This is a genomic window from Nocardia miyunensis NBRC 108239 (assembly GCF_001613065.1).
Classification (GTDB): domain Bacteria; phylum Actinomycetota; class Actinomycetes; order Mycobacteriales; family Mycobacteriaceae; genus Nocardia; species Nocardia miyunensis.
Genome location: NZ_BDBQ01000040.1, coordinates 54,560 through 69,620, shown reverse-complemented (window position 1 = coordinate 69,620; position 15,061 = coordinate 54,560). Strand labels below are relative to the sequence as shown.

13 protein-coding genes are annotated in these 15,061 nt (G+C 66.0%); 11 read left to right on the top strand and 2 right to left on the bottom strand.

Going from position 1 to position 15,061, the window contains the following annotated elements; genetic code table 11:
- Positions 1-8: 8 nt before the first annotated feature.
- The 10 genes from NM2_RS17420 to NM2_RS17375 all read left to right on the top strand — a co-directional run bounded on the left by NM2_RS17420 (position 9) and on the right by NM2_RS17375 (position 12,600).
- A complete protein-coding gene (locus NM2_RS17420) occupies positions 9-1,187 on the top strand; it encodes a PucR family transcriptional regulator (RefSeq protein ID WP_067669824.1) in 1,179 nt (392 codons plus the stop codon).
- Positions 1,188-1,327: 140 nt separating this feature from the next.
- A complete protein-coding gene (locus tag NM2_RS17415; protein WP_067669821.1) occupies positions 1,328-3,037 on the top strand; it encodes a PHA/PHB synthase family protein in 1,710 nt (569 codons plus the stop codon).
- Positions 3,038-3,047: 10 nt separating this feature from the next.
- Positions 3,048-3,500, top strand: a complete 453-nt coding sequence (locus NM2_RS51685) for a MaoC family dehydratase (RefSeq protein WP_067669817.1) — start codon at positions 3,048-3,050, stop codon at positions 3,498-3,500.
- Positions 3,497-4,348 (top strand): alpha/beta fold hydrolase, encoded by an 852-nt coding sequence (locus NM2_RS17405; RefSeq protein ID WP_245718082.1) that lies wholly within the window; start codon positions 3,497-3,499, stop codon positions 4,346-4,348. Before NM2_RS51685 ends, NM2_RS17405 begins: the two co-directional genes overlap by 4 nt.
- Positions 4,349-4,557: 209 nt before the next feature.
- Positions 4,558-5,082 (top strand): DUF5666 domain-containing protein, encoded by a 525-nt coding sequence (locus NM2_RS17400; protein WP_067669815.1) that lies wholly within the window; start codon positions 4,558-4,560, stop codon positions 5,080-5,082.
- Between the two features lie 217 nt (positions 5,083-5,299).
- Complete coding sequence (locus NM2_RS17395; RefSeq protein WP_084531148.1) at positions 5,300-8,167, top strand: aminotransferase class I/II-fold pyridoxal phosphate-dependent enzyme; 2,868 nt, start codon at positions 5,300-5,302, stop codon at positions 8,165-8,167.
- 398 nt (positions 8,168-8,565) lie between these two features.
- Positions 8,566-8,961 (top strand): PPOX class F420-dependent oxidoreductase, encoded by a 396-nt coding sequence (locus NM2_RS17390; RefSeq protein WP_245718081.1) that lies wholly within the window; start codon positions 8,566-8,568, stop codon positions 8,959-8,961.
- 249 nt (positions 8,962-9,210) lie between these two features.
- Positions 9,211-9,447 carry a hypothetical protein gene (locus tag NM2_RS17385; RefSeq protein ID WP_067669812.1) on the top strand — a complete coding sequence of 79 codons (237 nt, stop codon included), beginning with the start codon at positions 9,211-9,213 and terminating at the stop codon, positions 9,445-9,447.
- Between the two features lie 114 nt (positions 9,448-9,561).
- Complete coding sequence (locus NM2_RS17380) at positions 9,562-11,022, top strand: glycoside hydrolase family 27 protein (RefSeq protein ID WP_245718080.1); 1,461 nt, start codon at positions 9,562-9,564, stop codon at positions 11,020-11,022.
- A gap of 372 nt (positions 11,023-11,394) precedes the next feature.
- Complete coding sequence (locus NM2_RS17375; protein WP_157121141.1) at positions 11,395-12,600, top strand: cytochrome P450 family protein; 1,206 nt, start codon at positions 11,395-11,397, stop codon at positions 12,598-12,600.
- Here the strand turns inward: NM2_RS17375 and NM2_RS17370 are convergent.
- Positions 12,548-13,543, bottom strand: coding sequence for a helix-turn-helix transcriptional regulator (locus NM2_RS17370; RefSeq protein WP_067669806.1), 996 nt, complete (start codon positions 13,541-13,543; stop codon positions 12,548-12,550). The two genes, NM2_RS17375 and NM2_RS17370, sit on opposite strands and share 53 nt — an antisense overlap.
- A 311-nt stretch (positions 13,544-13,854) precedes the next feature.
- On the bottom strand, positions 13,855-14,088 hold the full coding sequence (locus tag NM2_RS17365) for a metallothionein (protein ID WP_067669804.1): 234 nt from the start codon (positions 14,086-14,088) through the stop codon (positions 13,855-13,857).
- Positions 14,089-14,239: 151 nt separating this feature from the next.
- Between NM2_RS17365 and NM2_RS17360 the strand changes: the two genes are divergently transcribed.
- A complete protein-coding gene (locus NM2_RS17360; protein WP_067669802.1) occupies positions 14,240-14,908 on the top strand; it encodes a cyclase family protein in 669 nt (222 codons plus the stop codon).
- Positions 14,909-15,061: the final 153 nt, after the last annotated feature.

Genomic DNA, 15,061 nt, shown 5'->3' with positions numbered 1-15,061 from the left:
TTCTCGCCATGAACGACCGCGCAGCAGTACACGAGATCGCCACAGCAGCCCGGACCCTGGCCCTGCGTGCCGATGAACTCACCGCGGAACTGGCCCGCGCGATCGCCAAGGAGGTGGTGCTCTACAGCGGTTCGGTCCCGGTGTCGTTCCCGATCGTGGCCGCCGCGGTCGCCGAGCACCTGCGTGCTGTTCTGGACGGTCTGGCAAACGGCACGGACTTCGATACCGCCCCCGCGACCGTCGTCGGCGTCGAACGCGCCCGCGAAGACGTGCCGCTGGCCGCCGTGCTGGAGGCTTACCGCGTAGGGTTCCACCGCTTCTGGGAGACCCTGCTCGACGCGGCCGAGTCCGCATCCGCCGAGGCGAGGCTCGCCGCCACCACGCGAGTCCTGGCCGCACAGGGCTGCTACACCGACGCCATGGCGATCGGCTACCGCGCCGAACAGGCCCGCCGCATCCAGCGTGAGTCCTGCGCCCGCACGGACCTCGTCGACGCGCTGCTGCACGGCCGGTTGTTCGATCAGTGGAGCGTCTGGGAAGCCGCCGACCATCTACGGCTGCCCACGACCGGACCGTTCGTGGTGATCGCCGCGTGGGCGCCCGCGCTCGGCGCCGAGCCGCTGCCGGAGATCGAACCCAAGTTGCGCAGCCTCGATGTCTTCTCGGCCTGGTGGCGGCTGCCGGAAATGAGCGTCGGCATCGTGAGCTTCCGCACCGATACGCAATTGCGCAATGCACTGGCCCTGCTCTCGCGCGCGGCCACCGCCCGCGTGGGCGTGAGCCCCCGCTTCGACGATCTGCGCGACACCGCCCAAGCCCTGCGCTACGCCCGCATCGCCCTGCGCGGCCGGGCGGAACCGGGTGAGTTCGTAACGATCTTCGACAACTCGATACTCGGCAGCGCCGCCGTGAGCGCACCCGAGGTGACGACGAAACTTGTTGCGCCCCTGTTGGATTCCTTCGCGGAACTGGCCGAGGAGGAACGCGAGGTGCTCTACGAGACCTTCCGGGTCTGGGGCGAGCACGAGGGCTCTCTGCGCGCCACCGGCGAACTGCTCTTCTGCCACCCCAATACGGTGCGCTACCGGCTACACCGCATCGAGGAGCGCACCGGCCGGTCGCTGTCACGACCACGAGACCTGGCCGAACTGGTCTTCGCCTTCGAGGTGCAGCGCCGGTTGCTCTGATTGTCCGGCCGCACACGCTCCCGGAGGTCACATTGTGCGCCGACACATCGACTCCGGACCAGCGCCGCCCGACCATGAAGGGAGACGGCATGCGGTCGAACGCCCCGATTTTCTTTTCCCAATTACAGGAGATGTGAGTCATGGTGACGAATACCCAATACGCCGACGACCTCGCACAGGCCGACGAACTGGCCGCGCCGCTGGACCTGTTGCTGACCAGTTCGGCCATCGGCATCGGCCGCCGTATGCTGCCCAACAATTCTTGGAGCCGGCTGGCCGTGCACCTGGCCAGGCGACCGCGCGTGGTCGGCGAACGGGTGTCGGCGCTGCGGCACGAGCTGTCGGATATCGTGCGCGGACGATCCGAACGAGCTCCGGCCAAGTCGGACAAGCGCTTCACCGATCCCGCCTGGCAGGGCAATCCGATCCTGAAGCGCAGCATGCAAGCGTACCTGGCCGCCAGCGACACCGCCGAGGAACTGCTCACCGACGCGCACCTGGATTGGAAGGACGAGCAGTGGATGCACTTCGTGATCGACAATGTCCTGGAGGGGCTGTCGCCGAGCAACAACCCGCTGCTCAATCCACTGAGCTGGAAGGCGCTGGTCGACACCGGCGGGGCCAGCGCGGTGCGCGGCCTGCGGCGCTTCATCGGCGATATGGCCAGTGCACCAAGGGTTCCCGCCATGGTCGAGCCGGACGCGTTCACCGTTGGTGAGAACGTCGCCGTCACGCCGGGCTCGGTGGTACTGCGCACCGAGGCCTTCGAGCTGATCCAGTACGCACCGCAGACCGCGCAGGTGCGTACGATTCCGCTGCTGATGGTGCCGCCGGTGATCAACAAGTACTACATCATGGACATCGCGCCGCACCGCAGCATGATCGAATACTTCCTGTCGCAGGGGCAGCAGGTGTTCGCGATCTCCTGGCGCAATCCCACGGCCGCACAACGGGATTGGGGCTTCGACACCTACGGGCAGGCCATCCTCGACGCGCTCGATGCCGTCGAGAGGATCACCGGTTGCGAGCGCGCCCATCTGCAGGCGTCGTGCTCGGGCGGCATTCTGGCGGCGATGACCGCGGCCCATCTCACCGAGATCGGGCAGGATCATCGGCTGGCCGGGCTGACCCTGATGGTCACCGTCCTCGATCAGTCCCGCGCCGGATTCGCCGCGGCCGCCATCGACGAGGAGACCGCCAAGATCGCCATTGCGGTCTCCCAGCGCAAGGGCTATCTCGACGGTCGCGCGCTGGCGGAGGTGTTCGCCTGGCTGCGGCCGACCGATCTGGTCTGGCGATACTGGGTCAACGACTATCTGCAGGGCCGCGCGCCCTCACCCTTCGACGTGCTGTTCTGGAATGCCGACACCACCCGCATGACCGCCGCACTGCACCGCGACATGGTGCTCATGGGCGTGCACAATTCGCTGACCGTCCCCGGCTCGGTGACCATGCTCGGCACCCCCGTGGATCTGTCGCGGGTGACCACGGACACCTATGTGGTGGCCGGGCTCGCCGATCACATCTCGCCGTGGCAGGCCTGCTATCGCAGCGCCCGGCTGCTGGGCAGCAAGGATCCGCGGTTCGTCTTGTCCACCAGCGGCCACATCGCCGCGCTGGTGAATCCGCCCGGAAATCCGAAGGCCGCCTACCGCATCGGCGCGCCCGACGAGGCCGATCCGGGCGTCTGGGTGAACAACGCGGCGCAGCAACAGGGTTCGTGGTGGCCCGATTTCGCGCTCTGGCTCGCCGACCGCAGCGGACCGCAGAAACCCGCCCCGGCGACGCTCGGCTCCCCCGAACTGCCGCCACTGGACCCGGCCCCCGGCAATTATGTCCTCGCCCACTGAAAGGCATTCCATGACAACACAACTCGCCGCACCGGCCGAGATGATCGGACTGACCGGACAACAGCTCGGCACCACCGACTGGATCGAAGTCACCCAGTCACAGGTGGATCGATTCGGCGACGCCACCGGCGACCACCAATGGATCCACACCGATCCGCAGCGTGCGGCCACCGGACCTTTCCATGGCACCATCGCGCACGGGTACCTCACGCTCTCGCTCGCGCCGAAGATCATCGCCGACGTGCTCGAGATCCGCGAACTCACCGCGGCGCTGAATTACGGCCTGAACAAGGTGCGCTTCCCCGCGCCGGTACCGGTGGGGTCGAAAATTCGGGCGGTGGTGACGCTGAATGCCGCGCAGCAGAAAACCTCCGGCGTGGAGGCGGTGTTCGGGCTCACCTACGAGATCGACGGCGGCACCCGCCCCGCCTGTGTCGCCGACGTCGTGGTGCTCTACCCGTGAGCTCCCCCTTGCCCGACGACGCCGCCGAGGAGCGGCTCATCCCCGTTCTGGGACAACAGATCCGGGTCCGAGTGCGCTGGGGTGAGGGCGTTCCGCTGGTACTGTGCAACGGTATCGGGGCCGCGTTCGAGGTACTCGATCCGCTGGTCGCCGCCCTCGCACCACGGACCACCGTGGTGCGATTCGACGTCCCGGGGGTCGGCGGGTCGCCCGATTCGCTTCTGCCGTACGGATTCCCGTACCTCGCGGCAGTGCTGGGCGAGCTGTTGCGCAAACTCGGCACGCCCGGGCGAGTCGATGTCCTCGGCCTGTCCTGGGGCGGCGCGCTGGCCCAGCAGTTCGCCTTCCAGCATCCACGCCGATGCCGCGCCCTCATCCTGGTCTCCACCGGCACCGGCGTGCTCATGATCCCGGGTCGGCCACGCATCCTGCTGAAAATGCTCACCCCGCAACGCTTTCTGGACCACGAGTATGCCGCGCGCGTAGCCGGCGACCTCTACGGCGGCACCGCTCGCACCGATTCCGGTCGCGTCGCGCAACTGTTCGACCGGCAACTGATGGCCGGCTCGCGCATCGGCTATCTGCATCAACTCCTTGCCGGATCGGTATGGACCAGCCTGTTCGCGCTGCCACTGATCCGCCAGCCCACACTCATCCTGGCCGGTACCGACGATCCGATCGTCCCGATCGCCAACGCGCGCATCATGTCCCGGTTGCTGCCCCATGCGACCGTGCGCCTGCACGCGGGCGGGCACGTCGACCTGATCACCAACGCCCGCGAGCTGGCCCCTGTGATCGAAGCATTCCGCGCGGAACCGAACAGCGCCGGGGGAAGAGCACCGCCATGAGCAATTCACCGTAATCGGTGGGCGAGATGCATTGCGCCTCAACATCTCCGATCATGGTCGAGGACATCGCCATTGCCCGCGACGTTCCCGTCCCGGCGTAGCACATCGGATGCTGTTACCGGACGCTGGAGTCGCCGGTGCGCGGGATCCACCTCAGTGGTGAAAATAGGTCTCGCGCGGCACGGCGTGATTGCGCCTAACCTCCAGTCATGCGGCAGCTGAGCACACCATGGTCACGTCTGCCCGAACCCGGCGATGCCCTGGAGCCGTTGCGCGACGAGGTCGTTCATTCGCCACCAGCACGGTGGACCGCCGTGCGCCGGCGAATACGCGAGATGTCGCCCTCGTCGTTCGTCGTCATCGGACTGTGCCTGCTGCTGGTGCTGGCGGTAGTGTCCTCCTGCCTGCGCAGCGACAACCGTCCCTCCGCGCCGTCGCGTCCGGTGGCGAGCACCCCGGCCGCCGCGCCCCCGGCCGCCGCGCAATCCGATCGCGACATGACGTTCGGACAGGTCGCCGCCACCGACGGGACGACGTTGACCGTGCAGGCGCTGCTCGGCGGCACAGTCGTGGTGCACAGCACCCCGGCCACCGAGGTGCTGGCACTGGGTGTCAGAGGGATATCCGATATCGCCGTCGGCTATACGATTTTCGTGCGCGGCGCCCCGAACCCGGACGGATCCATCGTCGCGACCTTGATCATCGGCGGTCCCCTGGATCTTTCCGGTAAATGATCGCTACGCCGAGCCCTCGACCTGTCATGCCTCGGATTCGCGAGCGGTGATTGCTCGTTCCCGGTGGACGACCAGGTATCTACAATATGTTTCAGGCGGAGTATGCCAGGAATTTGCTCGACGGCAGGATGCGATACGCGCAGGGAGGAATGTCCCCGGGTCGATCCGCCGTCGTCGATATGCTTCGCCCGCACTGATCGGAGGCGAAACCGACGACATGCACCCAGACGACGCGCGCCCGAGACGGCTCGATGTTTCCGCCTTGGCGACGGTGGCGAACCCGTCGTACTCGCGAATCGATACGTGGAATCTGCTCGACGATGCGTGCCGTCAGCTCGCCGATGTCAACCGTGCCGGACTGGACACCACCCACGAAGCCGCCCAGGTGCGGCGGCTGCTCGATCGTCTCGGGGCGTACGAGCGGTACTGGCTGTATCCGGGCGCGGCGCGAGTAGCGGCGTTTCGCGGATATCTCGCCGACCATGCCACCGCACAGCTCGCCGAGGAGGTGTCGCTGGCCGTTCGCCTGCTTGCCGAATACGGCGACCACGCGGCCGTGTTCGACACATCCGCGCCGTTGCCCGATCAGGAACTCGTGGCGCGGACCGAACGGCAGCAGTTCTACACCGTCCTGCTCGGCGACGACTCCCCTCCCGAGGCTCCCGAGAGCCTGGCGCAGAGCCTGCGGGCGCTTCGTGACCCGTCCGAAGATGTCCAGTTCGAGCTGCTCGTCGTGGCGAGCATCGAGGACGCCATCACCGCCGTCGCGTTGAACGGCGAGATTCAGGCGGCGATAATCCGGCACGACCTGCCGCTGCGCTCACGCGACCGAGTGCCGCTGATGACCACATTGCTCGGCGTCAACGACGACGCGGTCGTGACCGACCGAACCCACGACTGGATCGAATGCGGCGAGTGGATCAGACAGCTACGGCCGCACATCGACCTGTATCTGCTCACCGCCGAGTCGATCGGCGCGGAGACCGAGGACGCGCTGGACGTCTACGACCGCACGTTCTATCGGCTCAACGATGCCACCGACCTGTACAGCACGATACTCGCCGGCATCCGAAGCCGTTACGCCACACCGTTTTTCGACGCTCTGCGTACCTATGCCACCGCGCCGGTCGGCCAATTCCACGCCCTTCCCGTCGCTCGTGGCGCCAGCATCTTCAACTCCAAGTCGCTGCAGGACATGGGCGAGTTCTACGGCCGCAACATCTTCATGGCCGAGACGTCGTCCACATCCGGTGGGCTGGACTCGCTGCTGGACCCACACGGCACGATCAGGGCGGCGATGGACAAGGCCGCCCTGACATGGTGTGCCGATCACACGTACTTCGTCACCAATGGCACATCCACCGCGAACAAGATTGTCGTGCAGGCCCTGACCCGGCCGGGCGATATCGTCCTGATCGACCGCAATTGCCATAAGTCGCACCACTACGGCCTGGTGCTCGCCGGGGCATACCCGATGTACCTGGACGCCTACCCGCTCGAGCCGTTCGCGATCTACGGAGCGGTGTCCCTGCACACCATCAAGAAGGCACTGCTGGACCTCGAGGCGGCCGGGCAACTGGACCGGGTGCGCATGCTGCTGCTCACCAACTGCACATTCGACGGCATCGTCTACAACCCCCGGCGCGTGATGGAGGAGGTCCTGGCGATCAAGCCGGACATCTGCTTCCTGTGGGACGAGGCGTGGTACGCGTTCGCGACCGCGGTCCCGTGGGCGCGGCAGCGGACCGCGATGGTCGCCGCCGAGCAACTCGAATCGACGTTGTCCTCGCCCGGGTACGCCGAACAGTACCGTGCGTGGCGTGCGTCGATGCGGGGAGTCGACCGCGCCGAGTGGAGCGATCACCGGCTGCTTCCCGACCCCGCACGCGCGCGGGTACGCGTGTACGCGACACATTCCACCCACAAGTCACTGTCGGCGCTTCGGCAGGCGTCGATGATCCATGTTCGCGACCAGGATTTCAATGCTCTCGCCCGCGAGGCGTTCGGTGAGGCGTTCTTGACCCACACCTCGACGTCGCCGAATCAGCAACTCCTTGCCTCGTTGGACTTGGCGCGCCGGCAGGTCGACCTCGAAGGCTTCCAGATGGTCCGGCACGCCTACAACATGGCGCTGGTCTTCCGTCACCGCGTCCGCAAAGACCGGCTGATCGGCAAGTGGTTCCGCATCCTCGACGAGGCCGACCTGGTGCCCGACGAGTTCCGGCTGTCCGAAGTCAGCTCGTACCGGCAGGTCAGGCAGGGTGGCTTGGCAGAGTGGAACGAGGCGTGGCGGTCCGATCAGTTCGTGCTCGACCCGACCCGGGTCACCCTGTTCATCGGCAAGACCGGCATGAACGGGTACGACTTCCGCGAGAAGATCCTGATGGACCGGTTCGGCATCCAGATCAACAAGACCTCGATCAACAGTGTGCTGTTGATCTTCACGATCGGCGTCACCTGGTCGAGCGTGCACTACTTGCTCGACGTGCTGCGCCGGGTGGCAACCGACTTCGAACGCGGCCAGAGCGCGGCCGGTAGGGCCGATCGCGCCCTGCACCAGCGCCGGGTCGACGAGATCACCAAGGATCTGCCGCCGCTGCCCGACTTCAGTGAGTTCGACAGCGCATTCCGTCCCGATGGCGCCAGCTCGTTCGGCGACATGCGAACGGCCTTCTACGCCGGGTACGAGGAGTCCGACCGCGAACACGTCCTGCTCGGCGACGCCGCGCGACGCCTCGCCAACGGAAAGCCCCTGGTGTCCACCACCTTGGTCGTCCCCTACCCGCCGGGCTTCCCGGTACTCGTCCCGGGCCAGGTGATCTCGAGGGCCATCCTGTATTTTCTGGCCCAGCTCGACGTCAAGGAGATTCACGGATACAACCCCGATCTCGGGTTGTCGGTCTTCACCGAGGCCGCGCTCGCGCGCCTGACCGCGGCTCGGCACGCGGACACCTCAGCCGGGCGCAGCACACCGACGTCACACTCCGCGACCTCACCCGAGCACCAGGAACCGACCACCCCGAGCACACAACCGATGGACGGACGACACGAGGCGCTGCGAGCGAACTCCACTGTCAGGCAATGACTTCCAGAACGTTGCCGCCCTACCTCATGCCCGATGGACAAGTCGGCCCAGGTGCGGGTGCGCACCCTGCGCCGACGCGCGTAGATCACCGGTTCGGCATCCGGATGAGCTTGGAGATCGCGGTGCCAATCCGGGTGCCGATCGTCGCCGCCCTTCGATCGAGACGTGTACCCCCGGAACACCACTGAGGCGAGAACCCGCTCACGCCAGTAGATTTCGGCGATCCACAACCATCCGATCTCCGAGCGGCACCGGTCGGAGTGGGCGGCGATGCACGCGGTCGCCGAGTTGTCGGGTGTAGGGCATCCCGAGACGGTTCGGACGTGGGTGAGGACGGACCCGCATCGGCAGCGATCGACCCGACCACAGGCGGGTTGCCGAGACGCGCTCATAGAGTGATGCATGTGAAGATGCCTGAAGACCTCATCAACCTGCTCCAGCAACCCGTGCTGTGCTATCTGGCCACGACAATGCCGGACGGGTCGCCGCAGGTCACCCAGACCTGGGTGGACACCGATGGCGAGCATGTGCTGATCAACAGCGTGCTCACACACGTGAAGACGAAGAACATCCAGCGCGATCCGCGGGTGGCGCTCACGGTCACCGATCCCGCGCAGCAGCGCCGGTACTTCCAGGTACGCGGACGCGTGCGGGAGGTGCGGAAAGAGGGCGCGACCCAGCACATCGAGGAGCTCGCCCAGCGCTATCTCGGCGGGCCGTACCCGTGGTACGGCGGCCGCGACCAGGTGCGGGTCATGTTCGTCATCGAGCCTGAACGGATCAACGGGATCTGAGCCGCCGCGCCGACATGATCACCAGCGACAGGCGCACCGATGTCACGCCGCCGCTGAAGTCGAGGGCGATCCTGACCACATCGCGGGGGGTTCCACCGCCTGTAAGTCTCGCCCCGAAATGACCTGGGCTGCGCCGCCCGCCGCAGCATCGTGTGTGCCCGCTCATATGGGAGGCAAGAGGACCGACGCCGTAGCATTGAGCCTGGCTACCAAGGGGTTGCCGCACGAGCGAACGGCGGGAGGCGAGGTATGACCGACGAGGAAATCGTGGTCGCGTTCGCCCTGACCAGACTGGACAACGCGAACAGCGACCTCGATCTGGAAGACGTTGCCGCCCTGGTGGTTCGCCGCATGACGCCCGACCAGATGCTCGACCTCGCCACCCGCAACCTCGCCGAACGAAACGAGCTACGGGGAGCGCTGTTCGAGTCCGCGGTCGAGCACGTGCTCAGAACCGTGCTGACCGCCCGGGGGCCTGTCGACTGACGCGGCGCGAGGCGCCGGCAGCAAACCGATCACGGCGTCGGTCAACGCCTCCCCTGGCTCCATGTGAGCGATCACAAATCCTTCCCATCAGCGAGACGCTGCGACCATGACGTCATGCTCCGGTCTACAACGGTGAAGTTCGCCGCCACCCGACGTCGCGGCGCGATGCGGATTCTTCATTGGGTTGTGGCGGTCTGTACGGTGACCGCGGTGCTCGGCGTGGCTCCGGTACCGACCGCGGCCGCCGAACCCGCGAGCGCGGGCCCGCCGATGGGATGGAACTCGTGGAACTCCGGAATCCCGTTGACCGAAGCCAACATCCGCACGATGATCGACGCCCTGGTGAGTTCGGGAATGCGGGATGCGGGCTACCGCTATGTGAATCTCGACGCCGGGTGGGCGGCAGCCGCTCGCGATGCCGCCGGGAACCTGGTGGCCGACCCGCAAAGATTCCCCAGCGGAATCGCCGCGCTGGCGCGCTACGCCCACGACCGGGGGATGTTGCTGGGGCTGTACTCCAGCCCGTACAACGAAACCTGCGGTCAATCCCTGCTGAACGCGAGCGCCGGGCACGAGAATCAGGACGCGCGGACCTTCGCCGCCTGGGGCGTGGACTTCCTGAAATACGACTGGTGCCGTAACGACGACGACCTGACCACTCAGGTGCGCGTGTTCACGGCGATGCGAGATGCGTTGCGCGCCACCGGCCGCCACATCCTCTACAGCATCAACCCGAACAGTTCCGCCGGACTGCACGCGGCGCGGGACTACGACTGGTCCCGTATCGCGGACCTGACTCGCAACGCCCACGATCTGTACCCGTTCTGGCACAACGGAACTCCGGTCGTCGCGGTGAACGACTTCTCGTCGGAGCAGTTTCTGGGCATCACCGATCAGTTGGCCGCTGCGACTCCTGTCGCCGCGCGCAGCCGTCCTGGCTACTGGAACGATCCCGACATGCTGGTCGTCGGCACCCAGTTGGCCGAGTTCCTCGGCATGCACCCGGGTACGGTGCCCAGCGCGGCGCTGAAGGCGCTGCCGCTGACTCTGCAACAGCGGATCTCCGCCCGCGCGGCCGTCAAACGCGCGACATCGCTGTTGACGCTGACCCCGGAACAGCTTGCGGCCCTGCGGGATCCGCAGTACAGCCTGACAACCGAGGAACAGCGCACGCATTTCTCGCTGTGGGCCATGCTGGCCGCGCCCCTGATCGCGGGCAACGACGTACGTGCCATGACCGAGCAGACCCGGACGATACTCACCAACCATGAGGTCATCGCCGTCGACCAGGACCCGGCATCGGTGCAGGGAACCTTCCTGCCCACCGACGATCATGTCATGGTCAAACCACTCTCCGACGGCTCGGTCGCGGTCGCCCTGTACAACCCGGACGACCGCCCCGCCGACATCAGCACTACGGCCTCTGCGGCCGGATTGCCGAGCGCACAGTGCTATACGGTGCGCGACTTGTGGGCCCACACATCGGCGACGACAACCGGTCTGGTCAGCCAGTTCGGCGTCGCGCCCCACGGCCTGGCGCTGCTGCGCCTGACTCCGGAGTGCGCTAGAGGCTAGGCTCAGTCCCTTGCCATGAACGGTCATCGGCTGTCGGCCTGCGCAGGTACCGTTCGAACTCGCCTGTGCTGCTGAGGATTTCGGCAACTCGAGGCCAGACATGCCGACTCACTCCGACTTCCGGATCTGCACCGAGCTCGACGCTCGCCGATTTTCCCGTTTTCGTTCTCGACGCGAAGGACTTGCGGCTCGGCGTGCGCGCCCGCCCGGCACAGCGTCCACACTCGGGCGTTACGTTCCGAAGACTGCGAATTCCGTTGCGAGGCAAAGAATTGGACTCGTCCCGCCAGGGCTGCGGTGGTGATCGACACTGAGCGAGGCACGGACCGGAAAGGTCCGGCGCTCTCGTTCGATCAGATCATCGGAGACATCATGACGGATTCGGTCATCCAGCTACCCACCGCAGGAGAAACAGTACTCGAGACCTACGAGCGGATCGCTCGGCGCGGGCCGCTGGTTCCAGTCGAACTGACCGGCGGTGTCGCGGCCTGGACAGCGATGAGCTATCAAGCCGTGAGCGAAGTGCTCGCGGGCGACGGCACCGTTTTCAGCAAGAATGCTCAGAAGTGTCCGGCTCTACACGACGGCACCATTCCCGCCGATTGGCCGATGCGCGCGTTTACCGACATCGACCACATGTTGAACAAGGACGGCGAAGACCATCGACGGTTACGCAAGACGATCAGCGCCGCGTTCACACCCGCGCGGGTCGCCGCACTCGAGTCGCAGATCCGACGGATCGCGGCGGAACTCATCGACGGCTTCGCCGACGAGCAGGGCGAAGTGGATCTCATTCCACGTTTCACACTTCCGTTTCCGGTGCGGGTGATCTGCGAACTGTACGGGGTGCGGGACGCAGATCAGTCGCGGTTGCGGGATTGGGCTGCCATCCTCATGTCGCACACCAGCACCGCTGAGCAGATGCAGGCGGCCATGGGCGAGATGCTGGCGTTCCTGGGAGATTTCCTCGAGGCCAAACGGCGCGAACCGGGTGACGACCTGACTTCGGCGATGCTGGCGGCCAACACCGACAACCTCACCACCGACGATATGGTCAACATGTTGTGGCTGGTGATCATGGCCGGACACGAGACAACCGTGCACCTGCTGGCCAACGCGATCACCGCGCTGAGCGACAATCCCGAACAGCTGGACAAGGCGCTGACCCAGGACCGCTGGGCGGATGTGGTGGAGGAGGCACTGCGCTACCGGTCTCCGGTGTACAGCGCCAATCTCCGGTACGCGCAGCGCGATGTCACCATCGCGGGTGTAGACCTGCCGAAGGGCGCCATCGTCATCTGGAACGGCAATGTCGGACGGGACCCGGAACGCTACCCGGAGGCCGATGTTTTCGACATCGATCATGACCACCGTGGTCAGCTGGCCTTCGGGCGTGGCCCGCACGTCTGCCTGGGTGCTCCGCTGGCCCGGCTGGAGGCGCGTATTGCGTTGTCGGCCTTGTTCAACCGCTTCCCGCTGTTGCGCCTGGCACAAGATTCGGCACTGCTCGCGATCAGTCCGCAGATCATGACCGCGGGCCCACTCGCCCTGCCGGTGCGGCTGTATCCGGCCGACTGACCGGCGGCGCCGGCCGCCCGAGCCCCTCGGCGAGCCGGCGCCTGCGGAATTCTCGTGGCGTTTCGCCGTATCGCACCTTGAACGCGGCCGAGAACCAGGTGACAGTGAATCCGCTTCGCACCGCGATCTCACCGACCGTCATTGTCGTATCCAAGTTTTCGAGCAGATCGCGCGCGACGCGCAGTGATTCGTCCTGGCGCACTTCACGATACGTAGTCCCGGCTTGCTGCAACGCAATGCGCAACTGTCGTGGCGACCAGCCGAGCGCCCGCGCCACCGCGGGCATCCGCAGGTCCGCGACTCCGATGTTGGCGCGCACGTACCGGCGCACGGTCTCGGCGATCTCCGCCAGATGGGCCGACTGCGGGCCGTTATCGCCCACGGCCATCATGCACACCAGTTCGGTGATCCGATCACAGACCGCGTTGAATTGGCGGCTGGTGAGCTGCGAGCGTTCGGCATGCAGGTCGCGAATCATGCCATGCACGATCCGGCCCAGACCGGACCTCAGATCGAGATGCGGCCGCCGCCTTCCGATCGGCGAGATTGCGTGGTCGACATCGGTGCGCGGGATCTGCATGGCATAGGCCATCGAGCCGGGCACCCGCAGCCGACAGGATCGGTCCAATCCCAGCAGCAGCGCCTGCCCCGGTGCGATGCTGTTGGTTTCGTCGTCATCCCCGACGGAGAACCCGCCGTGCTCCGGGACGACCAGCCAGTAGAAGTGCTCGGCAGGTACCCGGCGAATATGCGAGGGCGTGCGGAAGGCGACACGGTCGCCCGGCTGATCCCAGCTCAGCAGGCTGTAGGTGGCCGACCATTGCATGATCAGATCGACCTGCCACCGATCCCGATCTCGATATCGGTGATCCATCGGGACGATGCTGTTGGCCAGCTCGGTCCATTCGGCGGCGCCGGTCACATGCCATTCGTCGTAGTTCAATGCGAAACCTCGATCGGCTCAGCAGATTCGGATGGACGCGGTTAGTGCGCTGATTATTCTGCCCGACACCCGGACTCACACATTGCCGGTGCTGGAACGACGTGTTTCCGTCCTGGCAGAGCCGATCGACGATCTCACCCCGGATTACCCCCGCCCCATGAACAGCACGGCAACAGCGCCAGACGACCGAGGGCAGACAACGTGCTGTAACCCTCGGTCGTTGGCGACGATGCGATGATCGCCTTGTGCTGTGTCCGCTGCGCGCTGTGCTGGATACCCCGACCTAGGAGTCCGCGGAGTCGCTCGCGCCGTCAAATATGGTCGACCAACCCCTTGGCGCCTTCGGACAACGCGCAGTGCGCGCAGCAGAAGAAGCGCCCGTCCGCCTCCACTCCGTGGCCGATGATCCGGCACTGACAGTGCTCGCAGATAGGTGCCAGCTTGTGAATAGCGCATTCGAAGCTGTCGAATACGTGCCGGGCGCCCTGCGCCTCGACCGTGAATGCCATCGAGTACTCGTTGCCACAAACCTCACATTGGGCCATTCAGCAATAATATGCCCCAGCTACCGTTCAGCAATCGAAAACGCCGTGACCGCCATGATTCTCCTCGAATACCGGCCGGGACCGGCGAACGCGATCACGACATCGAGATCCGCAAGTCCACGGCGGAGCGTCGGCCGGTACGGTCGCTGGTATGAGCAAGGTCATGGTGGAGCTGTCCCATCCGATCTCGGACGGCATGCTCACCTGCGCCGGCCTGCCTGGTCCGCGGATCACCACGGAGCTCTCGCGTGAGCGGTCGCGGCTGATCGGCATGACCTACGACATCGCGCGCGTGAACATGGTCGGCAATACCGGGACATATATCGACGCGCCCTTTCAATTCCACGCCGACCGCGCAGATATCGCCGAGTTACCGCTGGAACGGCTGTTCAACGTCGCGATCGTGATGATCCGCGCGGTGGGCGCCCGCGCGGTGGGGCCGGATACGCTCGGCGACCCCGCACGGTTGTGGGGCAAGGCGGTACTCGTGCACACCGGCTGGTCGGCCCGGTGGGGTTCGCCGGCGTACCGCGGCCCCGGCCATCCCTTCTTGGTGGGCGAGGTCGCGGATGCACTGGTCGCCGCCAACGTAGCGCTGGTCGGAATCGACTCGCTCGACATCGACGACACGTCGCTGCCGACGCGGCCGTGCCATCACGCTCTGCTCGGTGCGGGAATTCCGATCATCGAGCAGATGACCAACCTGGACGCGGTTCCCGACATCGGCGCCAGGCTGGTCGCGCTGCCGGCGCCGGTGCGCGGGATGGGCTCGTTTCCGTTACGCGTTGTCGCCTGGACCGATCAGGGCGGTGCTGGGTAGCCGATCCGGCCTGAACGAAACTCGCACCACGTTCGTCGGTCAAAGCAATTCACCACGTCGAACCGAATTCGGTCGCGTCGTAGAGCTGCGTACGGAAACGTCGCGGCTGGCGCCGAACCCCGGAGGTGCGGCGCCAGCGGAATGTGAGCGCGG